20 protein-coding genes are annotated in these 24,359 nt (G+C 59.8%); 13 read left to right on the top strand and 7 right to left on the bottom strand.

Annotation, left to right across the window (positions count from 1 at the left end):
* Nucleotides 1-3: 3 nt before the first annotated feature.
* The 7 genes from cyoB to ACYP2A_RS00405 all read left to right on the top strand — a co-directional run bounded on the left by cyoB (nt 4) and on the right by ACYP2A_RS00405 (nt 6,824).
* Entirely contained in the window at nt 4-2,016 is a 2,013-nt protein-coding gene (cyoB, locus tag ACYP2A_RS00435; RefSeq protein WP_459741738.1) for a cytochrome o ubiquinol oxidase subunit I, read from the top strand.
* A 3-nt stretch (nt 2,017-2,019) separates the two neighbouring features.
* Entirely contained in the window at nt 2,020-2,643 is a 624-nt protein-coding gene (cyoC, locus tag ACYP2A_RS00430; protein ID WP_459741737.1) for a cytochrome o ubiquinol oxidase subunit III, read from the top strand.
* Nucleotides 2,644-2,994 (top strand): cytochrome o ubiquinol oxidase subunit IV, encoded by a 351-nt coding sequence (gene cyoD, locus ACYP2A_RS00425; protein WP_459741735.1) that lies wholly within the window; start codon nt 2,644-2,646, stop codon nt 2,992-2,994.
* A gap of 10 nt (nt 2,995-3,004) precedes the next feature.
* Complete coding sequence (cyoE, locus tag ACYP2A_RS00420; protein ID WP_459741733.1) at nt 3,005-3,892, top strand: heme o synthase; 888 nt, start codon at nt 3,005-3,007, stop codon at nt 3,890-3,892.
* Between the two features lie 276 nt (nt 3,893-4,168).
* Nucleotides 4,169-5,050: a glycosyltransferase family 2 protein gene (locus ACYP2A_RS00415; RefSeq protein ID WP_459741732.1), complete on the top strand. Its 882-nt coding sequence runs from the start codon at nt 4,169-4,171 to the stop codon at nt 5,048-5,050.
* Between the two features lie 15 nt (nt 5,051-5,065).
* A complete protein-coding gene (locus ACYP2A_RS00410) occupies nt 5,066-5,707 on the top strand; it encodes a CatB-related O-acetyltransferase (RefSeq protein ID WP_459741730.1) in 642 nt (213 codons plus the stop codon).
* 43 nt (nt 5,708-5,750) lie between these two features.
* Entirely contained in the window at nt 5,751-6,824 is a 1,074-nt protein-coding gene (locus ACYP2A_RS00405; protein WP_459741903.1) for a branched-chain amino acid aminotransferase, read from the top strand.
* Between the two features lie 131 nt (nt 6,825-6,955).
* Here ACYP2A_RS00405 and ACYP2A_RS00400 read toward each other — a convergent pair whose 3' ends face one another.
* Nucleotides 6,956-7,930, bottom strand: a complete 975-nt coding sequence (locus ACYP2A_RS00400) for an ATPase (RefSeq protein ID WP_459741728.1) — start codon at nt 7,928-7,930, stop codon at nt 6,956-6,958.
* A gap of 66 nt (nt 7,931-7,996) precedes the next feature.
* A complete protein-coding gene (sodC, locus tag ACYP2A_RS00395) occupies nt 7,997-8,518 on the bottom strand; it encodes a superoxide dismutase [Cu-Zn] SodC (protein WP_459741901.1) in 522 nt (173 codons plus the stop codon).
* Between the two features lie 158 nt (nt 8,519-8,676).
* Between sodC and ACYP2A_RS00390 the strand changes: the two genes are divergently transcribed.
* From ACYP2A_RS00390 to ACYP2A_RS00370, 5 genes are all read left to right on the top strand, one after another.
* Nucleotides 8,677-9,027 (top strand): YceK/YidQ family lipoprotein, encoded by a 351-nt coding sequence (locus ACYP2A_RS00390; protein ID WP_459741726.1) that lies wholly within the window; start codon nt 8,677-8,679, stop codon nt 9,025-9,027.
* Between the two features lie 199 nt (nt 9,028-9,226).
* Nucleotides 9,227-10,681 carry a hypothetical protein gene (locus ACYP2A_RS00385; RefSeq protein ID WP_459741724.1) on the top strand — a complete coding sequence of 485 codons (1,455 nt, stop codon included), beginning with the start codon at nt 9,227-9,229 and terminating at the stop codon, nt 10,679-10,681.
* Nucleotides 10,669-12,150, top strand: coding sequence for a hypothetical protein (locus tag ACYP2A_RS00380; protein WP_459741722.1), 1,482 nt, complete (start codon nt 10,669-10,671; stop codon nt 12,148-12,150). The genes ACYP2A_RS00385 and ACYP2A_RS00380 overlap by 13 nt, the downstream gene beginning before the upstream one ends.
* Nucleotides 12,151-12,183: 33 nt before the next feature.
* The gene (locus tag ACYP2A_RS00375; protein ID WP_459741720.1) at nt 12,184-12,591 is read left to right on the top strand and encodes a hypothetical protein; all 408 of its coding nucleotides are present in this window, start codon (nt 12,184-12,186) and stop codon (nt 12,589-12,591) included.
* Between the two features lie 97 nt (nt 12,592-12,688).
* Entirely contained in the window at nt 12,689-16,369 is a 3,681-nt protein-coding gene (locus tag ACYP2A_RS00370; protein ID WP_459741718.1) for a tubulin-like doman-containing protein, read from the top strand.
* Between the two features lie 520 nt (nt 16,370-16,889).
* Here ACYP2A_RS00370 and ACYP2A_RS00365 read toward each other — a convergent pair.
* Both ACYP2A_RS00365 and mntP read right to left on the bottom strand, forming a co-directional pair.
* Nucleotides 16,890-17,450: a hypothetical protein gene (locus ACYP2A_RS00365; RefSeq protein WP_459741717.1), complete on the bottom strand. Its 561-nt coding sequence runs from the start codon at nt 17,448-17,450 to the stop codon at nt 16,890-16,892.
* Nucleotides 17,451-17,462: 12 nt separating this feature from the next.
* Nucleotides 17,463-18,026 carry a manganese efflux pump MntP gene (mntP, locus tag ACYP2A_RS00360; RefSeq protein WP_459741714.1) on the bottom strand — a complete coding sequence of 188 codons (564 nt, stop codon included), beginning with the start codon at nt 18,024-18,026 and terminating at the stop codon, nt 17,463-17,465.
* 365 nt (nt 18,027-18,391) lie between these two features.
* Between mntP and ACYP2A_RS00355 the strand changes: the two genes are divergently transcribed.
* Complete coding sequence (locus ACYP2A_RS00355; RefSeq protein ID WP_459741712.1) at nt 18,392-20,155, top strand: sensor domain-containing phosphodiesterase; 1,764 nt, start codon at nt 18,392-18,394, stop codon at nt 20,153-20,155.
* Nucleotides 20,156-20,199: 44 nt separating this feature from the next.
* Here ACYP2A_RS00355 and ACYP2A_RS00350 read toward each other — a convergent pair whose 3' ends face one another.
* The 3 genes from ACYP2A_RS00350 to ACYP2A_RS00340 are packed head-to-tail and all read right to left on the bottom strand — an operon-like array spanning nt 20,200 to nt 24,112.
* Nucleotides 20,200-21,576: a c-type cytochrome gene (locus tag ACYP2A_RS00350; RefSeq protein WP_459741710.1), complete on the bottom strand. Its 1,377-nt coding sequence runs from the start codon at nt 21,574-21,576 to the stop codon at nt 20,200-20,202.
* Nucleotides 21,577-21,587: 11 nt separating this feature from the next.
* Nucleotides 21,588-23,357 (bottom strand): GMC family oxidoreductase, encoded by a 1,770-nt coding sequence (locus ACYP2A_RS00345; protein ID WP_459741708.1) that lies wholly within the window; start codon nt 23,355-23,357, stop codon nt 21,588-21,590.
* Between the two features lie 35 nt (nt 23,358-23,392).
* The gene (locus tag ACYP2A_RS00340) at nt 23,393-24,112 is read right to left on the bottom strand and encodes a gluconate 2-dehydrogenase subunit 3 family protein (RefSeq protein WP_459741706.1); all 720 of its coding nucleotides are present in this window, start codon (nt 24,110-24,112) and stop codon (nt 23,393-23,395) included.
* Nucleotides 24,113-24,359: the final 247 nt, after the last annotated feature.

The following is a 24,359-nucleotide window of genomic DNA, read 5'->3' as shown; positions in this document are numbered from 1 at the left end:
ACAATGTTAGGCAAATTAAGTCTGGAATCCGTACCGTTCCACGAGCCGATAGTCATGGTGACCCTTGCCATGATCGCTCTGGGCGGTCTGGCGGTGGTCGGTGCTATCACCTACTTCCGCAAGTGGAACTATTTGTGGACCGAGTGGCTGACGTCGGTCGACCACAAGAAAATCGGCGTGATGTACATCATCGTGGCCATGGTCATGCTGCTGCGCGGCTTTGCCGACGCGATCATGATGCGTACCCAGCTGGCCATGGCGCAAAACGGCGCCGAAGGCTTCCTGCCGCCAGAACACTATGACCAGATCTTCACCGCGCACGGTGTGATCATGATCATCTTCATGGCGATGCCTTTCTTCACCGGCCTGATGAACATCGTCCTGCCGCTGCAGATCGGTGCGCGTGACGTTGCCTTCCCGTTCCTGAACTCCCTGAGCTTCTGGCTGCTGGTCGCCGGCATGCTGCTGATCAACATCTCTCTGGGTGTCGGTGAGTTCGCCAAGACTGGCTGGGTTGCCTATCCACCGCTATCGGGCCTGCAATACAGCCCTGGGGTGGGGGTCGACTATTACATCTGGGCGCTACAGCTATCAGGGCTGGGGACGACGCTAACGGGCGTGAACTTCCTGGTTACCGTGCTGAAAATGCGTACCCCTGGCATGAAACTGATGGACATGCCGATCTTCACCTGGACCTGTACGTTCGCCAACGTCCTGATCGTGGCTTCGTTCCCGATCCTGACCGCGTGCCTGGGTCTGCTGACGCTTGACCGTTACCTGGACTTCCACATTTTCACGAACGAGTTGGGTGGTAACCCGATGATGTACGTGAACCTGTTCTGGGCATGGGGTCACCCTGAGGTGTACATCCTCGTCCTGCCAGCGTTCGGTGTGTTCTCCGAAGTCATCTCGACGTTCACCGGCAAGCGCCTGTTCGGCCACAAGTCGATGATCTTCGCGTCGGGTGGTATCTGCGTACTGGGCTTCGTGGTCTGGCTGCACCACTTCTTCACCATGGGTGCCGGCGCCAACGTCAACGCCTTCTTCGGTCTGGCGACGATGCTCATCGCGATCCCGACGGGTGTGAAACTGTTCAACTGGCTGTTCACCATGTACCAGGGCCGTCTGCGCTTCACCGCGCCGGTCATGTGGACCCTGGGCTTCATGATCACCTTCTCGATCGGCGGCATGACTGGCGTTCTGCTGGCCATTCCGGGTGCTGACTTCGTCCTGCACAACAGCCTGTTCGTTATTGCTCACTTCCATAACGTGATCATTGGCGGTGCGGTATTCGGTTACATCGCAGGTTTCGCGTTCTGGTTCCCGAAAGCGTTCGGCTTCAAGCTGCACGAAGGCTGGGGCAAGGCTGCATTCTGGTTCTGGATCAGCGGCTTCTTCGTTGCATTCATGCCGCTGTACGCGCTGGGCTTCCTGGGCATGACCCGTCGCCTGAACGCTACCGACATGCCTGAGTGGAACATCTACCTGAACGTCGCTCTGTTCGGTGCATTCCTGATCGCTGCCGGTATCGCTTCGCAACTGATCCAGCTGTTCGTCAGTATCCGCGACCGCAACAAAAACCTGGACGTCACTGGCGACCCGTGGAATGGCCACACCCTGGAATGGTCGACTTCGTCGCCACCACCGTTCTACAACTTCGCCGAGCTGCCGAAAGCCAACGACATCGACGCGTTCACCGATGCCAAGCGCGAAGGTACTGCGTACAAGGTTCCGGCCAGGTATTCGGCGATCCATATGCCGAACAACACGCCGACCGGTATGTACATGGGTCTGCTGCTGACCGTCTTCGGCTTCGCGTTCATCTGGCACATCTGGTGGCTGGTCGGCGCAAGCCTGGTCGCAACCATCGCTGTCTTCGTTGCTCACGCTGCTCGTGACGACCAGGGCTACATGGTGCCGGCCGAAGAGGTTGCACGTATCGAAGGTGAGCATCACAAGGTCCTGGCGGCCAACGGTGCCTACACTCCTGTCAAGTCTGCGCCGGAACAGGTTTAAACAATGTCAAATACCGCTATTCACTCCGACGCCCATGGTCACGACGACCACGGGCATGACGATCACCACGACAGTGGTGGCATGACGGTCTACGGCTTCTGGCTGTACCTGATGACCGACTGCGTGCTGTTCGCCTCGTTCTTCGCGGTCTACGCCGTGATGGTCAACAGCGTTGCGGGCGGCCCGACCGGTCAGGACATCTTCCTGCTGCCATTCGTGGCCGTCGAGACCGCGTTCCTGCTGGTCAGCTCGATCACCTACGGCTTTGCCATGCTGGCACTGTACAAGGGTGAGAAGAGCAAGGTCCTGGGCTGGTTGTTCGTGACCTTCCTGTGCGGCGCGGCCTTTATCGGCATGGAAATCTATGAGTTCCATCACCTGATCCATGAAGGCTACGGTCCTAGCCGCAGCGGCTTCCTGTCGGCCTTCTTCTCGCTGGTAGGCCTGCACGGTGTGCACGTGACCAGTGGTCTGATCTGGATGGCTGTCATGATGTACCAGGTCCAGAAAAAGGGCCTGACCAACACCAACAAGACCCGCCTGAGCTGCCTGAGCCTGTTCTGGCACTTCCTGGACGTGGTCTGGATTGGCGTGTTCACCATTGTTTATCTGCTGGGGGCGCTGTAAATGGCTAATCCACATAACTCCGCAGGCGATCACGGCCACGCCGACGATCACAGCCATGGCTCCGTGAAGTCGTACATGATCGGTTTCGTACTGTCGATCATCCTGACGGCCATACCGTTCGCGCTGGTGATGTCCCCGGTTCTGCCGAAAGACATTACTATCCTGATCATCATGGCCTTCGCGGTCATCCAGATCCTGGTGCACCTGCATTACTTCCTGCACCTGGACTTCTCCAGTGCGCAGCGCAACAACGTGACGGCGTTTGTCTTCACCGCGTTAGTGATCGTGTTCCTGGTCGGCCTGTCGCTGTGGATCATTTTCAGCGTCCACCGTGAAATGATGGCGCAGTGAGGAAACCCTGATGTCGCTGAAGCACTTTATCCAAATCACCAAACCGGGGATCATTTTCGGTAATGTGCTTTCGGTGGCAGGTGGCTTTTTCCTGGCCTCCAAGGGCGATATCGATTTCATCGTGCTTCTGGCAGCGATCATCGGTACTTCCCTTGTCGTAGCGTCCGGTTGCGTGTTCAACAACTGCATCGATCGCGATATCGACCAGCGCATGGAGCGTACGCGCAACCGTGTGCTGGTGCAGGGCCTGGTTTCACTGAAGCTGGCCTTGCTCTACGGCACGATTCTGGGCGTGGCAGGCGTGTGGTTGCTGTACACCTACGCCAACCCGCTGTCGGCGTTGCTGGTGGTCATCGGTTTCGTGATCTACGTAGGCTTCTACAGCCTGTACTTCAAGCGCAAGTCGGTGCACGGCACGCTGATCGGTAGCCTGTCGGGGGCCATGCCTCCGGTGGTCGGTTACTGCGCAGTGAGCAACAGCTTCGACTTTGCGGCCTTGACCCTGCTGGTGATGTTCAGCCTGTGGCAGATGCCGCATTCGTACGCCATCGCGATCTTTCGCTTCAACGACTATCGTGCAGCGAAGATTCCGGTTCTGCCGGTCGAGCGCGGCATTCTGGTGACCAAGCGCCATATCCTGCTGTACATTCTGGCGTTTCTGGTCGCGACCCTGATGCTGACGTTCGGCGGTTATGCCGGGCTGAACTATCTGGCCGTTGCGGCAGGGATGGGCATTTACTGGCTGTACATGGCCTGGAAAGGCTACAAGGCTGCCGACGATACTGTCTGGGCCCGCAAGCTGTTCGTGTTCTCCATTGTCACCATCACCGCCCTGAGCGTGATGATGTCGGTGGACTTTCAGGTGACCAAAGAGCTGTTGGTAACCTACGCCTTCTGAGGCTCGCCTGAGCGGTACCCGAAAGCCCTGTTCTTTGAACAGGGCTTTTTTTATGTAACCTGATATTCACTCTCTTCAAAGTTAAACAATCCGGAGTGATAATCACTGCCTGTCACGCGCCGAAAATCCGGGGGTTCCGGTGTTGCAAGGCGTGCTGATGGCCATGCTCGGTTGAAGTATCAGGTAATGGATCAGGTTTTGGTTTCGCCAGGGAGTGCTTCAACGTTGAGCCTTTATCAACAGGCTGCAGTCCTCTCCCATGAAGCGTGACCTCCCATGATTTCAACCCAACAACAGGCCGCCACCCAAGCGCCGCTGGTCTCGATCATCGCCCCTTGCTATAACGCCGAAAAATTCCTCGAAAGCGCCCTCGACAGCATTTTTGCCCAGGACTACGAGCACTTCGAAGTCATCATCGTCGATGACGGCTCCAGCGATAACAGCTACGCCATGCTCCAGGCCTTGCAGGCCAAATACCCTTTTCAGCTCTACCAGCAGTGCAATCAAGGCGTCAGCGCCGCGCTCAATCACGGCTTGCGCCATGCCCGGGGTGCGTATGTTGCGACGCCCGATCTGGACGACATCATGCTGCCGTTCTCGGTGCGCGTGCGTGCCGAGTACCTGAATCAGCACCCTGAAGTCGGCATTGTCGGCGCATTGATCACCTACATGGACTGCGACGGCAAGGACCTCAAGTGCCAGCGCCGCGAGGCGGTCGAGCGCCTGCACTTCGATGAAGTGGTGCGCGGCGCGGTGGTGGTCGGCGCGCCGGTGGCGCTGTACCGCATGCAGGCCCTGCAAGAGGCGGGAGGCTATGACCCGGCCATCAAGGTCCAGGACTTCCAGATCACCCTGCGCATTGCGGCCAAGGGCTATCGCATCGACGTATTGCCGGTCAAGATCACCCGCTACCGGCGTCACCCCAATAACCTGTCGCGCAAGTACAAGGTGCTGCTCGATGCAGACATGCAAACCATCGCGCCGTACGACAGGCATCCCGATTACCAGAGCGCGCGAACCCGTATCGTCCACAAGGCGCTCAAATACGCGGTGGTGGCCGATAAACCCTATGCCTGGAAACTCCTGCGCTCGATCCCCTTCAAATGCATGAACAACACCACCTGGCGGCGCTTCAAACGCCTGGTCCTGCATCGTTAAGGCTGACGGAGTGTCATGAAGTTTTTTCAATGGTTCAAAGAAAGACAGGCCCGCAAGCACCTCAAGGGCCTGGACAAGCTGGAACGGCTGCCTGAAAAGACCCGCCTGCAGCATCCGCGCCATCAATTCGGCGTGGGCAGCTATGGTGTTCCGCAGATACTGGAGTTCGACCAGAACGCCACCCTGCAGGTCGGCGCCTACACCTCGATGGCCGAGGGCGTGAAAATCCTGCTGGGCGGTGGCCATCGGACCGACTGGCTGAGCACTTATCCGTTTCCGGCGATGGTCGACACGCTGGCTGACATCGAAGGCTACGCGCCGAGCAAAGGCGATGTGGTGATCGGCAGCGACTGCTGGATCTGCACCGGGGTGATGATTCTCTCCGGTGTGACCATCGGTCATGGTGCCGTGGTCGCCGCAGGATCGGTTGTCACCCGCGATGTCGAACCCTATGCGGTGGTTGGCGGTAACCCGTGCAAATTCATTCGCTGGCGTTTCGATGAGCCGGTGCGCGAGTTGCTGTTGCAATCGGGCTGGTGGGACTGGCCCATGGATGAAGTCAAATCGGTCGCCCGTGACCTGTGCACCACCGACCCCGAAGCCTTCCTGACCTACGTGCGCCAGCGCCAGGCCGCTCAAGCGGTTCCGGTGGGCTGAAGGCGATGTGATTTCAGACTCAGAAGTGCTTTCATCTGGCAGAATACGGCCTTGGCCTGACTCATCCAGGCAGTCTGCTAAAAAGAAAGAGGGCGTTATGAGTCAAGAAAGCATCAACTGGGACAATCTGGGTTTCGATTACATCAAGACCGACAAGCGCTTTTTGTCCCACTGGCGCAACGGCGCCTGGGAACAGGGTACGCTGACCGAAGACAACGTTTTGCACATCAGTGAGGGCTCCACTGCTTTGCACTATGGCCAGCAATGCTTCGAAGGGCTCAAGGCCTATCGTTGCAAGGACGGTTCGATCAACCTGTTCCGCCCCGACCAGAATGCTCAACGCATGCAGCGCAGTTGCGCGCGCCTGTTGATGCCACAAGTGCCTACCGATGCCTTCATCGAGGCCTGCAAGCAGGTCGTCCAGGCCAACGAACGTTTCATCCCGCCTTATGGCTCCGGCGGCGCGCTGTACCTGCGCCCGTTCGTGATCGGCGTGGGTGACAACATCGGCGTGCGCACTGCACCCGAGTTCATCTTCTCGATCTTCTGCATTCCGGTCGGCGCCTACTTCAAGGGCGGCCTGAAGCCGAACAACTTCGTGATCTCCGGCTACGACCGCGCCGCCCCCAACGGCACCGGCGCCGCCAAGGTCGGTGGCAACTACGCCGCCAGCCTGCTGCCAGGCTCCGAAGCCAAGAAAAACAGCTTCGCCGACTGCATCTACCTCGACCCGCAGACCCATTCGAAAATCGAAGAAGTCGGCTCGGCCAACTTCTTCGCCATCACCAAGGACGACAAATTCCTGACCCCACGCTCGCCGTCGGTGTTGCCAGGCATCACCCGTCTGTCGCTGATCGAACTGGCTGCCAGCCGTCTGGGCCTGACCGTTGAAGAGGGCGATGTGTTCATCGATCAGCTCGACACTTTCAAAGAGGCCGGCGCCTGCGGCACTGCTGCGGTGATTACGCCAATCGGCGGCATTTCCTACAAAGACAACCTGCACGTGTTCTACAGCGAAACCGAAGTCGGTCCTGTGACCCAGCGCCTGTACAAGGAACTGACTGGCGTGCAGAAGGGCGACGTCGAGGCGCCGGAAGGCTGGATCGTCAAGGTCTGACACCTCGTTCGGTGACACAAAAAAGGGAAGCGTTGGCTTAATGCCGATCAGTTAAGGGCAACACAGCGCCAGTCTTAAAACTGGCGAAAACCGGCTTAACTGATCGGCATTAAGCGCTGGCTTCCCTTTTTTCATTCTGCTGCGGGTGTCGGTTCTTCCTTGGCAGGCCCCAACACAATTGCCAGATGCCGCAAATCATCGACCTCAAGGCTCAGGCTTTTGCCCGACGGACTCGTCACCAGGCTGCCCAAGGCGAAAAAGGTAAAGAACTTCACTTCCTCGGCATGGCTGAGCAGTTCGCTGATATAGCGGCTGGAGCGATAAGCCTGCATGCGCGCTGGCGAGACATAGAGGCTCACCCGTTTGCCTTCGATGCGGTCGAAGAACAGAAACTTGAAGCCGACGCCGTAACGTTCGATCAACCCGCCGCCGAACATCACTCGATCCTTGTCGCCGGCTTGTGCGTATTTGATGTGGCGGAAGTATGAGCGCAACGACACCTCACCTTGCCCGGACACACGCAGCGTCAGTTGTTTGAAATCCTCCGGCGACAACTCGGCCCTGGCCTGTCGATAGAAATCCACCAGACGTTCCAGGTTGTTGGTGCGGGTTTCGCTGTAGCGCGGGGTTGTTGGTTCGCTGACGGCTAGGGCAGGGGCGGGTTGTGCTGGTTTGGACGGCGCTGTGCCGGACAGCTCGCGTATAGCGACCTCTTTGACTGGCTGTTTCAAGTTAGGGTCGAAGACATCGATGGCGTCATCGAGCTTGCGCTTGACCTGACGCAGTCGGTTTTGCGGGTCACTTGATTCGGGCTGCTCGTTGTCGGGCTCGCCTTCTTCAACCCACTCGCAATCGGCGTGGTGTTGATAGTGCGGGTTTGCACGATAGTGCGCTGCCACAAACGTCGGGTTGTCTTGCGGTTTGACGTCGTAACGGACGCCAGTGACCTTCACGCCCTGCGCTCGGCAAGGTTCGCTTGAACAGAGGAATTCAAAGCGTGCGCGTGGCGGTTCCTGAGAGAAATACTCACGTCGAGCGGCGGTGATCGACAGTTCTTGCTGCAACTCGACACAGAATGCGCGGGTGATGGGTTTTGCGGGTTTCATGTCAAAGGGCCTGCCTTGGCGCGTTCGGGCGATTTTCACCGCCCGACCGGTTATGCGCAAACAGTTTTAAATCACGCCACAGGCCGCGCGATCACCGCCACCGCCCAGCGGTTTCGGATGGTCGGAGTGATTGTCGCCACCCGCATGCACCATCAAGGCATGGCCTTTGATTTCAGACAGCTTTTTCAGGCGCGGTGCCAGCACTGGATATTCGGCCTTGCCGTCAGCAGTCACGTAAATCGCAGGCAAGTCGCCGAGGTGGCCGTTCTTGTCATAAGGCCCCAGGTGCTTGCCGGTCTTGTCCGGATCGAAGTGACCGCCAGCCGCAAGGGCCGCGACTTTTACGCCGTCTTTCTCACCTGCGTCGCAACTGCCTTTTTCATGCACATGAAAGCCGTGCACGCCGGCCGGCAGGTCGGTCAGTTTTGGAGTAAACAGCAGGCCGTAGTCGGTTTCTTCTACATGCACGCTACCAATGGGTTTGGGCGCGCCGTCGGCACTCACAAGGTTGACCGGTACGTCCAGCGATGCTGCTTGGACACTGAAGGAAAAGGCGCCGAGCAGGCCGAGCCAGAGAGAGTGTTTGATAGGCATTCAACACATCCTGTTGTTGGTAGGGCGAAATAAGAGGCCGTCGTGTTATGGCCGTATGCTGATTGATTTGGCAACCTGGACGGGCGATTGGTTCAACCTGACACGCTTGTGTCGGATAAAGTATGCGCCCGATATCGGCTAGGAAATCAGTGATGAAAAGGGAGTTTCTGCTGCTGGCAGTGGTGCTGCTCAGTGGCTGTGGGAGCATCAATACGGTGTTGCGTGAAGATGACTATGCGCAGCGAAAGCTCACTGACATGAAGACCCGCTGTGAAACCATTCCGCGCGTCTACAGTGGCGTGGCGTATGACTTCTGTAGCCTGAACGCTGAGTACAAGTACGGAACAGACACTTCTGGCCCACTGCTGGCTGGCGCTTTGCTGGATGGGGGGCTATCGGGTGTGCTGGATACGCTCGGGCTGCCTTATACCCTTTATCATCAAGCCAGCGAGGGCAGCATGGTTATAAGGCGTCAGGCCTGGACGCCTGAGGCCAAACGATAGAGTGACTTGGCCCTTCACGCGGCGATGGCTCAAACGCGCGCTTGAGCGGCTGGAAGGATGTCAAATTGTATCGCCTTGTGCCATTATTCCCGCGCCAAAATTAGATGGCCTAATGCATTCACTTAGCAAGCCGGTTCGGTATCAGCCCTTGTGCCCGCCCTTATGGCCCCGGCTTGCAGCAAGCAATCAGTAGGAAGGTATGGAGATAGCCGCAAAGGATGGTGTGCACACCTGGCAGTTGGGTGACCAACTCTGGCATCAGGGCCCTGATGGCCATTTCTCCCTTCACAGCGTAGCGGGGGTCAAACCTGCAAGCGATCTGGTCGACCTCGACTACCTGGTCGGTGCCCGGCAAAAGCCGGGAGCGCACTATTTGCCGTCAACCTTCAAGCATTGCCCGGACAACGGCACGGCCTTGCCCGTAACCGCCTGGCAGTCTGGCAAGCGCTGGTTGCCGCCGTATGGCGACGGCAGCGGTTCGCGAGTGATTGCCAATGGGCAACTCGGCGCCGCGCAGCAGACCGTTTCGGCCTTGTTCCAGCGCCTGCAAGCGGCTGGCGTGCGTGACTTGAACGACAGCAAGCAAATCATCGAGCTGCCGCGCAAGAACGGCCTGAACTTCTTTGTCGCCGATCTGGGCGGCTATCGCGACGCGCTGTTCGCGCTGGGGCGCGAAGGCAGCCTGTTCCTCTGGCAGCGTGGTTCTGGCAAATGGCTGGAGCTGCAACCGGAAGGCACACCGATTGGCCGTACCCGCCTGGAAAACTGGGCCTGGTCGGTCAGTCTGGGCGATGCCGAGCGCGGCCATACCCTGCTGGTCGGGGGCGAGGAGGGGGCGGTGCTGGTCAAGGTCGATCCGCTGACCCTCAAATACCGCACCCAGCGCAAGGAAGGCCGCGCATTGGCCGGCCCTGGCGATCTCGAAGAGCGCGCCTGGCTGCCGTTGCACATGAGCGACGGCAGCGTGCGTCTGGTCAGCCCCACTGCCGCCGGCTGGGAGCACTACCCGGTCACCGGTGCCGACCCGCAACGCATGACCCGCCTGTCGGCCCCCGTGCGCGATCCGTCCTCGCGGCGTTTACTGTGGATCGGCGAACACGGCTACCTGAGCCTGCGCCATGGCACCTCCGTGCAGGCCGAATGGCAACCCTGGCCCGACGGCGCCACTGCCCACCCGGAGCAGGGTCCGCCGTTTCGTGATGGCAGCGGCCTGTGGCAGCTGGTGTCTACGGATGACAGCCTGAGTTACCTGCAACTGGACGACGGCGCCACCGACCCGTCCAAGCCGATCAAGGGCTATCGCCTGAGCACCGGGCACTTGAGCTTCAAGTACAACATCCGCCTGGAGCGACCGTGGGATACCCACGACGAAAACCTGGAGCCGACCACCCGCGAAGTGGTGTACCCGTTTATCGAGTTCAGCAGCGAGCGCTTGCTGTTGTCGATGCGCGCCAACCAGACCCGTACCCTGGATGACTTCTTCCAGAGCGACCAGAAAGCCGACGTCCAGTACCGTCTGGACCAGGTCGGCGGCATCGGCTTTGGCCTCAATGCCCATGTCAGCCAGCCGTGGAATGCCCAGTGGTTTTTCTTCGATAACGCGATGTGGCTGTATATCGACTCTTGCGGAGCGCTGTATCGATGGAACGCTTGAACCGGCCGATAATGCGTGCCGCTTTGCTGATGCTTGCCCTACTGGGTTTCAGTGCCAACGCTTCGGCGCAACCGCTGCGGCAAGTGTTTCTGGTACAGAACTCCGGCTGGATGGAGCCGTTCTACCTCGACCCGGCGTCGCCGTTCAAACCGCTGGTCATCAAGCTGGCCGCCACCGCGGCGGGCGACAGCGAAGTGGTGATCGGCGGCTTCAATCAGGCCGATAATGTGCACCCTTCGCCGCAGTGGACCTATCGTGGCCCCGGCACCCACGCAGGGCTCGCCGACAGCGTCAACCAGTTGAGCCTGGCGCGCAAAGCCGGTGGCGCCTATGCCGATACCGACTTCAAGCAAGCCTTGCTGGCTGCGATTACCACCGGCCTTGAAGGCCGCGAGGGGATTGTCTGGATCATCACCAACAACAAGAACAGCCCCAACAACAGCAGCGAGACCCAGCTCAAGAACCGCGAATTCTATGACCTGCTGCACACCGAAGCATCGATTTCGCGCATTGCCGCCTTCCCGCAGAAAATGCCGGTCAAAGGCCCCAACTATCAGGCCAACGGGCTGATGATCTACGCGCTGGCCTATGGCAACAACGCCAGTGCCGCGCTGGAACAGGTGCTGGCCCAGCCGGCGCTGGCCAGCCTGCTCAACGACAACCATGTGCGCCTCAAGCCGTTGACCCGCTCGGCCGTGCGTTTCATTCCGACCGGCGTTCAGGACACCGACGATGTCAGTGCCGAGCTGGCGCCGGACCAGCAAACCGTGGTGCTCAACATCAAGGTCGACAGCTCGCCAAAGACGGCGGTGCTGCTGGGGCAGTTCGAAAACCAGTTCAACCCCTACCAGATTCATGACGCAAAAATTGACATGAGCCTGGACATGCCCGGCGAAGCCCTGCAATCGAGCATCTCGGTCGAGCGCATCAAGGACCTGGAACCGGGCGCACGCTCTGCGCCGTTGGCGATCAGCCTGCAACTGCCGCCGTTGCCGTCGCAATGGTCCAGCGAAGTGATTTTCTCCAGCGGCTACCAGCGCGCCGGTGCCATCGAAGTGCGCCTAAGCGAGCAGCAACTGCGCATTTCCCAGGCCTTTATCGAACGCATGAACGAACTGTTCCCCGGCGACGCCTTGCCGGACGTGTTCGTGCCGTCCAGCGAGGCCAGCAGTTCAGCTACCCGTTTGCCGATCGTGCTGCAAGTCAGCTACCCACTGATGCCGGTGCTATTGCTGCTCGGCCTGTTCGTGCTGCTGTTGATCGGACTGTTGGTGCTGTTCGCCATGCTGGGCGGCAAGAAGAGCTTCACCGTCGCGGTAGAAGGTCTTACCCAGCAATACCCGCTCAAGCCGTTCAGCAGCGTCGGCGTTTATGACGCCCGGCAGAACAAGGTCGCAACCCTCAAGCGTGGCCTGTTCGGCGCGCAATTGATCGACCGGGCGCCCGATATCGCCGTCCGTCTCAAGTAACCCTCTTTCACGTATCCCAAGGAAGCTCTTCACATGGCCCAGACCAGCGCATTGCCAGCCCCGATCGAAAGCACCACTGCGGCGGCTCCGGCAACCACCACCAGCACGCTGGGCGTTCCGACGCCGCTGGACCTGGGACCGAAAAAGGTCGACAGCCGTGACGCTCTGGTCGGCATCGCCGTGCTGGTGGTGCTGGCGATCATCTTTTTCGTGATCAAGAACGCCTACGCCAACTGGCGCGTCCGTGAACGCGTTGCGCCGAGCCGCGCCAATGCCTCGGGCTGGTTCCTGTTTCTGGGCCTGCTGATGATTGCAGCCATGGCCGTGCTGGCGGTGATCAACTCCGGTCAGTTCCTGGCGCCGCTGTACTTCGCGCCATTGGGCGGCGTGGCGGCGATTTCGCTGGTCGCCTGGCTGATGACCTTCTCGGCCAAACGCTAAGCCCCAGCGCTTTCAGGGTCGCGGCGCAGCTGCCGCGACTGCACCAGGATCAATGCCGAGCTTTCGGCCAGCCCGCTCAGGGCTCACGGAGTTTTCAATGAGCGACACTGCACAACCCACCGGCGCGCCAGCCAACCCGATCATCGAGAAGATCCACCCGACGCTGTTCATCGCCTTGGGCGGGACCGGCATGAAGGTCAATATTCGTGTGCGTCGGCGCATCCTCAATGCTATCTGGGGTGGCAACAGCCAGGTGCAGCAGGTCGCCGATTTTCCGGTGGTGCAGTTCATCAACTTCGACCTCGACTCCGGCGAAGTGACCCAGGACGGCAAGTCGGTGAAGACCGATGTGCTGGCCGAGCAGGTGAGTTTCACCTCTGAAGAAAAGATTATCGAGCAGCTCAACCTGAGCAAGTACACCCACTCCATCGATGAGCTCAACCGTCACCGCGAAGTGGCCGAGTGGTTCCCGCTGACCCCGGAAAAGATCAAGCACCTGGGGATCGATCCGTCCAAGGGCGCCGGTCAGATTCGTGCCTTGTCGCGGCTGTACTTCTACGACAAGTACCCGACCATTCGCGACAAACTGCGCGACAAGATCGGTCGCTTGCTGAGCAACATCGGCGCGCAGGCCGACAAACTCAAAAAGCTTGGCCTTGAAATCGAGCCGGGCAAGATCCGCATCGTGATCACTGGCTCTGCGGCCGGCGGCACCGGTTCCGGTTCGTTCCTGGACATGGGTTATCTGGCCAAGGCGATCCTTAAAGAAAGCAATATCGCTGGCAAGGTTGATCTGTTCTTCGTGCTGCCGGGCGGCTTTCATGCCTACAACACCGAGCGCGTCCAGGCCAACGGCTACGCCGCGCTTATGGAGCTGGAAACCTGCATGCGCGGCAACCCGCTGCTCAAGCACTGGGACGCCAGCGACAACCTGTTCATCGACAGCCGTCCATACGATGACGTCTACATCATCGATAACAGCAACATCGCCCAGGCCAAGACCAGCGATCAGGAAGACATCTACGAGATGCTCTCGGACGTGCTGTTCACCGACTTCACCTCTCAGGACTTCGCCAACAAGAAGCGCTCGATTGCGGTCAACCAGAACCAGCACAAGATCCGCTCCTACACCGTGAACCTGCCGCAGGATTACGGCGACAACACCGAGCTGCGTTTCCCGTGTGCCTATTCGTCGATCGGCCAGGCGGTGCTCGACACCCAGATCGATGCGCGCCAGAACGTACGCCTCAGCCGGCAAGTGCAGCAGATGCTCAAGGCCTTCTTCGGCATCGCCAATGCGGCAGTCGGCGGCAATCGTCCTACCGATAAAGAGCGCGACGAGTTCCTCAAGGAACAGCTCAACGTCACTCCGCGCACGTTCACCGAACTGCCGGAGTTTCTGTCGCGTGTCGAACTGACCGTGGCCACCGGCGAATTCACCCACTACCAGATCGCTGACGACCTGTTGCAGGTCGAGGGTGATATCAGCATCACCGGGCAGATCGAGCAGAAGACCGAAGCCTTGTTCGAGCGCCTGCAAAGCGGCGGCGCGGACAAGGATCAGTGGCTGACCCATGTGCGTGAAATCCAGCAGCAACTGGAGCGCGACACCAAGGGCAGCTCCGTCGACAGCGCCGAGCGCAACCACGAAGTGCGCATTCGCGAAAACCGCCACAAGCGCCTCGCCGAGCTGACCCGCGAAGACGCCTTGCCGGAAAAACTGTTCCGCCGTCTGGACGACGACGAGCGCGGCGGCCTGGATTACACGCTGGCGCTGGTCGAGATGCTCAAGGACCGCCTCGAAAACGAAGGCAGCGGCATTATCCCGGCGCTGGAAAAGAACGCTGCGCGCTTTCGCGAGCTGTCCGAGAAGCTGGAATCCGCCGAGCTGGCGCGTGAGTTCGAACGCCTCAAGGAAACCACCGACAAAGGCCTGTTCGCCCGCCTTAGCGGCAAGGACAAACAAGCCGACACGGTGCTCGGCCAAATCAAGGACACCCTGCGCGAAAGCCTGTTGTTCTATGTGCGATACATCGCCGCCCGCGAAGCCGCGCTGCTGCTGCGCGAAGTGTCCGAGTGGCTGGGCCGCAAGGAATCGGTCGATCACAGCGGCCAGCCGGTGTGGAACGGTTTCGTCGGTCGTCTGCAGGATGGCCGCAATGCGGTCAACCAGTTGCTCAAGCGCATCGACACCGATATCGCCAAGATCGACGCCAGCATCAAGGAAAAACACGCGACCCTGATTCCGCTCAAGCTGGTGCAGACCGGCGAAGAGCCGAGTGCCGAAGCCGCCGATGTGCGCGCCTGGGCCAAGGATGCGTTCAAGGACTTCGGCGGCTCGAAAGTCTTGTTCGGCAAGCTGCAAACCGAAGAGGGCCAGGAAGAACTGCTGTCGAAACTGCGCAACAAGTCCGTACAGCAACTACCCAAGCAGGCCCCCGGCGCCGACCCGTTGCTGATCGCCCTGGCAGCCCTGACGCCGGATGAGCAGCGCGAGAAATTCCGCCAACTGTTGCAACGCGCCATGCCGTGGACGCCGCTCAACCTGACCGGCGGTTTCAACATCAACAAAGACCGCTACACCTGCCTGATCGGTGTGCAGGACGCCAGCGAGTTCAAGCGTGTGTACGGCGCCATGCTCGGCCAGTGCTTGCCGCAAGGCACCGGCATGAACGCCGGGCAGATTCAGTTCGTCGAATCCGGCATGCCCGGCAAGCTGATCTGCTTCACCGAATTGTCCGGCTTCCCGATGCCGGCACTGACGCCGTTGCCGACGTACCTGGCCAGCTACACCAAAGAAAGCGCCGCGATTCCGCTGCATTGCCACAAGCGCACCAGCCAGTTCGTGCAACCGATCCAGTTCACCCAAGAGCAATACCGGCAGTTTGCCGAAGACTTCAAGCTGTACCTGCACGCGATTGCGCTGGGCGTGCTCAAGCGTCTGGACAACAACCTGTACGAGTTCTTCATCAACAAGGAAGACTTCACCATCGGCGACGAATTCTCGATTCGCCAGAGCGGCTTCAAGCCGGTGCAACGTGGCGATATCGAGAACCAGGTGCGCGCCAAGACCCTGCGCCTGGGCGATGCGCAGGTGGCCGGGCTGGCGGCCTTGTTTGAGGAGATGAGCCGCACGGCGTACCGCGCGCAAAAGCGTGTCGATGAGAAGGGCGTGTCCGAGCTGTATCAGTCGTTCCCGTACAAGATTGCCGAGCTGCTCAAGAAAGAATACCTGGCGCGGTTGAAGCGTCAGGCGCTGGGGCGTGAGGACAGTTTGCTGGCCAGCGCTGAAGCGGGATTGGGGCAGTACATTCAGTTTGTGGCTGGGTCGCGTGCTGATGTTTATCAAGACGAGGTTCACCCGGATCACGGCGAGAAGCTGACCGTGCGGCCTGAATTCTTTACCGAAGGCTGGCTTGAGAATCTGCTGCAACCTGCAGCACCGGTTGTGGCCCCTGTTGCAGCGCCAGCGGCTGGCATGCCGCCACCGCCGCCACCTGCGGCCGGTGGCTTTGCACCGCCTCCGCCGGTTGCTGCGCCGCAGTACAGCTATCACTTGAGTGTGGCGGGTACGACTTACGGGCCTTACACCGTCGCGCAGTTGCAGCAATACGTGCAGAGCGGGCAGGTGACGCGTGACAGTCAGTTGTGGCGTGAAGGCATGGCAGGCTGGCAGGGTGCGGGGCAGATTGTTGAGCTTGCCCACCTGTTCCAGCCGCCCGTTGGCGGGCCTCCGGCTTCTGCTGCTGTGCCGCCACCACCGCCGCCAGTGAACTGATCGAGGACGCAAAGCCATGTCGCAGCCTGCAAAAGCCGCCAAATTTCCCGTTGCCTGTGCCAACAGTAATTGTGCGCAGCCGTTATGCGGGCCGGTCAATCACTGCCCGTTCTGCGGCGTGGCTGTGCAGCGGGCAGCGCCAGCGCTTAGGGTCGTACCGGCGGCGCCTGCACCAGAGCCGGTTGTCGTTGCAGTCGCTGCACCGAGTGTCGCGCCTGCTACAGTGCAGCCAGCGCCGGTTGTGGTACCGGCTGCGCCTGCTGCGGCACCTGCGCCAATGCCGCCGCCTGTACCGGAGCCTGCCAAGCCTAAAAAGCGGATTAGCAAAATCGGTCTTGGTCTGGTGGCTTTACTCGCATTGGGTGCTTACGGTTTGCAGCAGATGGGCAGCAAGCGTGATCAGCAGCAGATCGAACAAGCCCTGCTGGCTGGCAAGACGTGTTTGGGCAAAAGGGATTACCGCTGCGCAATTGAAAACGCCGATGTGGTACTACAAAAGGATCGCAACGAGCCGCGAGCCTTAAGCCTCAAGCAACAAGCGCAGACCGAACTGGCGCGCCTGCAAAAAGCCGAGGATGACAAGCAGGCACGCTTGCAGGCTGACGCACAGCGCAAGGCTGCCGCTGATCAGGCACGCGAGGAGCAGGCTCGGGTTCGCGCAGAACAACAAGAGTTGGAAGCCCGACGCAGAAGCGAAGAGCAGGATCTGCGCGCTCAGCAATTGCGCGAGCAACGCGCTGAAGAGCAACGTCAGCAAGAACTGCGTGCGCAGTTGCAGCAACAGCAACAACAGCGCGCTCGTGAGCAGCGGGCTCAGGAGCGTACGGCACAGCAGCGTCAGCCGCAAAACTCCGGCAACTATGTTGCGCCGCCTAATGCCTTCAATCGAGGCAACTCGGGTAGCAGCACTGACGACATCATTCGGCAGGGACAACAGATGCAGCAGTTTCAGCGCCAGCAGCAACAGCAGCGTTCGCAGCAAGGCCAACAGCAGCAGAATAAAGACGTGATCAGATCGATCATTCAGTAAGTGATGATGGGTAGTTGCGGCTGAGGCGAATATACGCTTGGCCGCAACCACGCGAGGGGCGGTTTACGCCGTCAAATGCTCAAACAAAATCGTCGCGCCGACGATCATCAGTACGACTCCGCCGATAATCTCCGCACGCTTGCCAACCATAGTCCCCAGCACTCGCCCCAGCATTACACCAATAGTCACCATAATCATTGTGGCCAAGCCAATAGCTGCTGCCGCCACAAGAATATTGACGTCGACAAACGCCAACCCGACGCCAACGGCCAAGGCATCAATGCTCGTAGCGAAGGCCGTGACGGCAAGAACAAAAAACGAGTGCTTACCGGTTTTTTCCTCTTCCTCGTCATCTTCTTTCACGCCGTTATAGATCATGTGCAGACCCAAAACGATCAACAGCGTAAACGCGATCCAGTGATCCCAATCGGCAACCCACGCCGTCGCCGCCTGGCCGATGGCCCACCCGACAAGCGGAGTAATGCCTTCGATCACGCCAAAGATAAGACCTGTGCGCAACGCTTCAGAAAGACGGGGTTTATGCAGTGCGGAGCCTTTGCCGATAGCGGCTGCAAAGGCATCTGTAGACATCGCGAGTGCGAGAAAGACGAGGGAAATCGGGTTCACGGTTTTACGTCCGCCGGGCTATGAGTCAACGACAAAGACACGCGCCCGGCTTAGGCATGTGCAATGTCGCTGGTCTCACCAACCAAAAAGGTGTTCGTGCCACGGCTGACGGCCGAGAATGTTGACACGAACGCTCGCGATTGCTCGCCAGCAGGTTACTCCCCAACGGAAGCGGCGATTATATACGGCTGTTTGTGAAAGTGAAGTTAAGTATTTGTTGTGTCAGGAAAAGCCTTTTAAGTCGCAAGGTCAATTCGCAGAGTGGCGGTCCGCAAAGGTGCATTGCGTCCGGAAGGATTTTCTAAAGCCTTGCGCAATCCATTAGAGTAGAAGCCTGATAGCAACAGGCCACGAGGAATTTGTACGTGCAGGACGAAACACATCCGCTGTCGAACACGCCGTTGCGTCAAGAAACCTTGAACGCACTGGCATGCTTCGAAGGCATCAAGGACGAAGTATTCAGCGAACTGATCAGCATGGCCACTGCACATTTCTCAGTGCCGATTGCCTTGATCTCGATTCTGGAAAGCAGCCGTCAGTGGTTTTGGGCGCACGCCGGAATCGATTGCACTCAGACCCCGCTGATCGACTCGTTCTGCGCCACTGCGGTCGTTGCAGATGATTTCTTCGAGGTCACCGACGCCACCTCCGACACGCGCTTTCGCGACAACCCACTGGTGCTCGGTAACCCAGGCATCCGTTTCTACGCCGGCTACCCGCTTGTCACCGCCGAGGGCCTGACGCTGGGCATGTTCTGCATCATCGATACCAAACCTCGCCCAAGCCTGACGCCCGAACAACAAGACACTCTCAAACAACTCGCCCGCATCGTCATGCTGCGCATCCGCGACTTGCGAGAGAGCAGCTATGTCGATGGCAGTATCGGTCTGTTCAACCGTATCAAGTTCGAGAAAGACGTCGAAGTCTTCAAGCATCGCGACGAGCCGGTGACAGTAATCGCCGCCGACATGATCTCACCGGCGTTTCTCAATGAGATCGTCAAATCGCTGGGCTATCCGTTTTCAGCCCAGGTGATGCTGCTGCTCAAGGACAAGCTCAAGCGCATTCTCGGCGATCGCGATCTGTACAAGATCAGCCCGACGCGCTTCGGTTTCATGGTTCCTGGCGTGGGCGATATCAATGAGTTGATCGGTCGGCTATCCGAAGAAATCGAGCAACCCATCGAGTGTTCCGGCATTCCCTTGCAGCCGAAAGCAGGCTTGGGGATCTTGCGGCTTTCGCAAAACGATTGGCACGAGGACTGGCTGCGTTGCCTGATCAGTTCGGCCGATCACGCACGGCACAAGGGCAAGGGGTGTGTGTACTTCGAGCCGGAGCTGGACCGCGCCCAGGTACGTGCCTTCACGTTACTGACCTCGCTATCGAAAGCGGTAGAACGTGAAGACCAGTTCTATCTGGAGTACCAGCCCAAAGTGGCAGCGCTCACTGGCAAGTTATGCGGCGTCGAAGCCTTGCTGCGTTGGAGGCACCCGGAGCAGGGGCTGATCAGCCCGGCCGAGTTTATTCCACTGGCAGAAAAGACCCCGCTGATTCGCAAGATCAGTGCGTGGGTGGCGCGCCATGCGCTGGAACAGCTCGCCGAGTGGAAGGCTCAGGGCTATGAGTGGCAGGTGTCGATCAATGTGTCGGCAGCGGACATGGCCGACTCGATGTTCGTCGAACAGTTGATCGGCCTGCTGCGCGAAAAGACCATCGATCCGCATTTGCTTGAGCTGGAGTTCACTGAAAGTGTCTTGATCACTAACCCTGAATTGACCCAGGGAAACCTGGAAAGAATCCGCAATTGCGGAATCCGCCTGGCCATCGACGACTTCGGCACCGGCTACAGCAACTGGACGTACTTGCGCATGCTGCCGGCGACAACGGTCAAGCTCGATCAATCGTTCATGCGTGATGCATGCCGCGATGCCAAGGATCGGGCCGTGGTGACCTCGATCATTCAGCTGGCGCAAACCATCGGTTATCAAGTCGTGGCAGAAGGGGTGGAAACCGCCGAGTTGTACGAGTTGCTCAAAGAGTGGGGCTGCGATCAGATCCAGGGCTATTACGTGGCAAGGCCCATGGCGGCGGATCGACTGGTGGAGTGGGCGCGGGGAAGGGCGGTGTAACACCAGCAGATCTGACCACGGGCGTGGCCAGATCCATTCAGCGTTTACTGCTGGGCTTTTGACGGCTCAAGCGTGGTCTTGGCTGTGTCGTGACCAGCATTCAGGCTGGCACGAATGGCTTTGACCTGCTCGGCAGACACCTTGCTGGCGCTGTTCGACCAGCCTTGGCGCAGGAAGGTCGCCAGGGCGGCGGTCTCGCTGTCATCCAGGCGCCAGGCGAAGCCCGGCATTGGCAGCACCGACGGTGCGCGCTCGGTCGACGGCGTCTGGGTGCCGGCGAGAATCACGTGGATCAGCGCGGTCGGGTTGTCGGCGTTGATGATCGACGCGCCATCCAGCGGCGGGAAGATCCGCGATGCACCATTACCGGCAACAAAGTGACAGGCGCCACAGTTGTCCAGATACAGACGCTCACCAAGGCTCAGGTCTTTGGCCGCAGTCAGCTTGGCCGTGGTCGCTTCGCTGTCTGCCGGCTTATGCGTGTATAGCGCTTTATGGCCGTCGAGGGACTTGAGGTACACCGCGATGGCGCTCAGGTCTTCGTCGGTCATGTGCGAGGTGCTGTTGGCCACCACATCGGTCATTTCGCCACCGACCGAAGCCTTGGCGTTACGGCCGGTGCCCAGATAGTCGACGATTTCTTCTTTGGACCAGTGCTGCATGCCGCGAAGGGCAGGGACGGTCCAGCCGTTGAGTTCGCTGCCGGTCAGGTAGTCGCGGTCTTTTTCATCCAGACCTTTTTCCTGCATGGTCAGGGCGCGGGGTGTGTGGCACGAACCGCAATGGCCCAGGCCCTGCACCAGATACGCGCCGCGCGCGACCTGAGCATCGCTGCCTTCGGTCGAGGCCTTGAGCGAAACGGCGGCTTTTTCAGGCGTCGGCGCAAACAGCGTGCGCCAGTAGGCCAGCGGCCAGCGGATCGACAGCGGCCACGGAATATCGTGAGCCTTGTTGGCCTGCTTGACCGGCGCTACACCGTTCATGAAGTAGGCATACAGCGCCTGGGTGTCTTCATCGCTGGTGCGGGCATAGGACGGGAATGGCATTGCCGGGTACAGCGCGCTGCCGTCATGACCGATGCCGCGACGCACGGCGCGTTCGAACTCGCCGTAGCTCCAGCCGCCGATACCGGTCTCTTTATCGGACGAGATATTGGTGGCGTAGATGGTGCCGATCGGCGATTCGATTCCACGGCCGCCGGCAAACGGCTGGCCGTTGTGTGCGGTGTGGCAGGCCACGCAGTCACCGGCGCGGGCCAGGTATTCACCCTTGGCGATCAGCTCGGGGGTGACCGGTTGCGACAGCTTCGCGCTGGCATCGCCTGCGCGGTTGAGCAGGCCGGCAACCAGCCAGCCCAGCAGCGCCAGAACGACGCCGATCACGATCAGGGCGATCAGCAAAGAACGGGATTTGGACTTCACTTTCTCGCTCCTCATGCCTGCACCAGCGGGCCAGGGTTTTTCAGGTACTGATCCTTGATGGCCTGCGCCGCGAACAGGGTCAGCGCGCCGATCAGTGCGGTCGGGTTGGCCTGGAAGTTCTGCGGGAAGGCGTTACCGCCCGGCACGAATACGTTGTGCACGTCCCAGCTTTGCAGGTAGCGGTTCAGGGCGCTGGTTTCTGGCGACTCGCCCATCACCGCACCGCCCACGTTGTGGGTGGATACGTACTTGGTGATGTCCCAGTGCGAATCCAGCCCCAGGAAGCTTTCCGAGACGCTGTCCGGGCCCAGCTCTTTGGTGATGTTCTGCACGATGCCGCGCAGGTGCTGCTGCAGTTTCAGCTCGTTCTGTTTCCAGTCGAAGGTGATGCGCAGCAACGGCTGGCCCCATGGATCCTTGTAGGTCGGGTCCAGGTCCAGGTAGTGGTCGCGATAGGACATGCAGCCGGTCGAGATGCTGACCTTCATCGAGTGCCCGTACCAGTCGGCCATGCCGTCTTTCCAGCCCTGGCCCCACTCTGGCGTACCGGCGGGCAGCGAGGTGCCGATCGGGGTGCCGGTGGCTTGCGAGCTGTGAATCTTGGCGCCGCCAATGAAGCCCAGTGCCGCGCCATCGTAGTTGCCCGGGGAGACGTCGTTGAACATCTGCCCGGTGGCGCCGGCGGTGGCGAACGGGTTGAAATTCTTGTCCTTGAAGAACAGCGTGCTGGCGCCCACGCTCAGGTACGCGTAGTTGCGGCCGATGGTGCCGGTCTCGGTGATCGGGTCGTACGGCTTGCCGATGCCGGACAGCAGCATCAGGCGCACGTTGACGAACTGGAAGCCGGCCAGCACGACGATTTTGGCCGGTTGAAAGACCAGATTGCCGTCGCCGTCTGCGTAGGTCACGCCGCGCGCGGTCTTGCCATCCGGGTGCAGTTCGACCTTGAGGACGTTGGCGTTGACCTTGTAGTCGAAGTTGTCCATGCGCTTGAGCGCATCCATCACTGCGGTTTGCGGCGAGGCCTTGGAGTAGTTCAGGCACGGGTACTTGCTGCAATAGCCGCAGTAGTTGCACGGTGCGATCTGGTTGCCGTACGGGTTGGTCCAGGCGCGCGAGACGTTGGCCGACGGGTTCGGGAACGGGTGATAGCCCAGCTTGCGTGCCGCCTCGGCAAACATCGAGCAGTTCAGCGTGTCTTCCAGTGCCGGCAGCGGGAAGGGGCTGGAGCGCGGGCCTTCGAACGGGTCGCCGCCTTCGATGATTTTGCCGTTGAGGTTGCCGGTGTTGCCCGACAGGCCGCAGATCTTGTCGAACCGGTCGAGATACGGCTCGATCTCGTCCCAGGTGAACGGGTAGTCACCGATGCGCATGTCTTCTTGCAGGATGCCTTTCTTGTAGGCCTGGTCTGCGTAGGTCTTGAGCTTGATGTCGGTGGGCGTCGGGCGAATCAGCACGCCGGTCCAGTGCAGGCCCGAACCGCCAACGCCGGTGCCGGGCACGAACGCGCCCCACTTGCGGGTCGGCAGCGCGGTGCTGCTCATGTTGTGGCGCACGGTCAGGGCGCCGTCTTTCGGGGTGACCATGATCTTGTTGCGCACGCCGTAGGCGTACTGGTCAGCCGGCTTGGGGTACATGAAGTCGGCGTTGTTGCGGTCTTCGCCGCGCTCCAGGGCGCGGACTTTCAAACCGGCCTGGGCCAGTTCGATGCTCATCAACGAGCCTGCCCAGCCGAGGCCGACGACAACAACGTCGACTTCGTCATTGGTAATAGTTGCCATAAAAATCTTGCTCGCTCTAACGCTTACGAAAGGGGTCAGCCGCGCTCGCCACTGATGCTTACAGGGCCCAGCGGGTACGCCACGTTGTGCTGCGCAACCCACTCCAGGTAACTGGCGCGTGCGCCGGGAAAGCCGATGGCGATCCACGACTTCATGCCCTTGTTACCGCCGTAGATCGGGTCGGAGAGATAGCCTTGCTGGGCCAGCGACAGGACTTCTGAGAAGAACATCGGTGACTTGAGAATGTCCTCGCCGAAGGCATTGAACTTGAGGTCGCCCGCCTGCAGCTTTTTCAGCACGTCAGTCTGCTTAGCGGCTTCAAGAGCGGCGAAGTTGCCGTTCAGGTTCTCGTTGCACCAGGCTTCGACGGCCTTGATGCCTTTGCGATAGATGTCCTGCGGACGGTACGGAATCTGGTAGCCCAGGGTCTTGGGCGCATTCAGGTCGAATGGACCTTCCAGATAGATTTCGCTGCCCAGGTCACTGGCCAGTTGCTGGTCCATGAACACCGGCACGTTGGCTTCCAGCGCACCAGGACCACGGCCACCGGCAGGAATCAGCTGGTTGCACGCAGCCATGATGAAGGCCCATTCGGCCGGGCTGAAAAACGTGGGGGAGTAGGACTCAAGGCTTGGCGCAACCATGTCGGCCGCAACCGCGGCACTGAGCCCCTTTACGGTCACGCCCAGCGCAGGCAAGGCAATCAGGGAAGAAAGCAGAAACTTCCTTCGTGACGTCGGCTTGTTCAACAACATACAGGGACCACCTATGACGGCTCACAAGAAAATCCCGGACGACACAGTGCTCTATGGATGTAAACGTTGCTGGCTTCAGGTTGCGAATGCCGGCCTGCCACCTTTTTCAGGGCAAACGGAACCACGGACAGACGACGCAGGTCGTTATCGCAGGCGCGGGCATTCGTAACAGGGGCTGGCAGGCCTTGAGGGCTGCTCTCATTGTGATTCGTTTGCATCGGGGTGGCCGGTCCCCATGATGCGGACC

The organism is Pseudomonas sp. 3A(2025), assembly GCF_054589175.1.
This window is presented reverse-complemented; position numbering and strand designations above follow the sequence as displayed.

Coding starts and splice junctions, on each gene's coding strand:
- ACYP2A_RS00340 (WP_459741706.1), bottom strand. CDS start 24,112: ATGTTGTTGAACAAGCCGACGTCACGAAGGAAGTTTCTGCTTTCTTCC.
- ACYP2A_RS00385 (WP_459741724.1), top strand. CDS start 9,227: ATGGAGATAGCCGCAAAGGATGGTGTGCACACCTGGCAGTTGGGTGAC.
- cyoE (WP_459741733.1), top strand. CDS start 3,005: ATGTCGCTGAAGCACTTTATCCAAATCACCAAACCGGGGATCATTTTC.
- cyoD (WP_459741735.1), top strand. CDS start 2,644: ATGGCTAATCCACATAACTCCGCAGGCGATCACGGCCACGCCGACGAT.
- ACYP2A_RS00410 (WP_459741730.1), top strand. CDS start 5,066: ATGAAGTTTTTTCAATGGTTCAAAGAAAGACAGGCCCGCAAGCACCTC.
- ACYP2A_RS00370 (WP_459741718.1), top strand. CDS start 12,689: ATGAGCGACACTGCACAACCCACCGGCGCGCCAGCCAACCCGATCATC.
- ACYP2A_RS00390 (WP_459741726.1), top strand. CDS start 8,677: ATGAAAAGGGAGTTTCTGCTGCTGGCAGTGGTGCTGCTCAGTGGCTGT.
- ACYP2A_RS00380 (WP_459741722.1), top strand. CDS start 10,669: ATGGAACGCTTGAACCGGCCGATAATGCGTGCCGCTTTGCTGATGCTT.
- ACYP2A_RS00375 (WP_459741720.1), top strand. CDS start 12,184: ATGGCCCAGACCAGCGCATTGCCAGCCCCGATCGAAAGCACCACTGCG.
- ACYP2A_RS00415 (WP_459741732.1), top strand. CDS start 4,169: ATGATTTCAACCCAACAACAGGCCGCCACCCAAGCGCCGCTGGTCTCG.
- ACYP2A_RS00400 (WP_459741728.1), bottom strand. CDS start 7,930: ATGAAACCCGCAAAACCCATCACCCGCGCATTCTGTGTCGAGTTGCAG.
- cyoC (WP_459741737.1), top strand. CDS start 2,020: ATGTCAAATACCGCTATTCACTCCGACGCCCATGGTCACGACGACCAC.
- cyoB (WP_459741738.1), top strand. CDS start 4: ATGTTAGGCAAATTAAGTCTGGAATCCGTACCGTTCCACGAGCCGATA.
- ACYP2A_RS00345 (WP_459741708.1), bottom strand. CDS start 23,357: ATGGCAACTATTACCAATGACGAAGTCGACGTTGTTGTCGTCGGCCTC.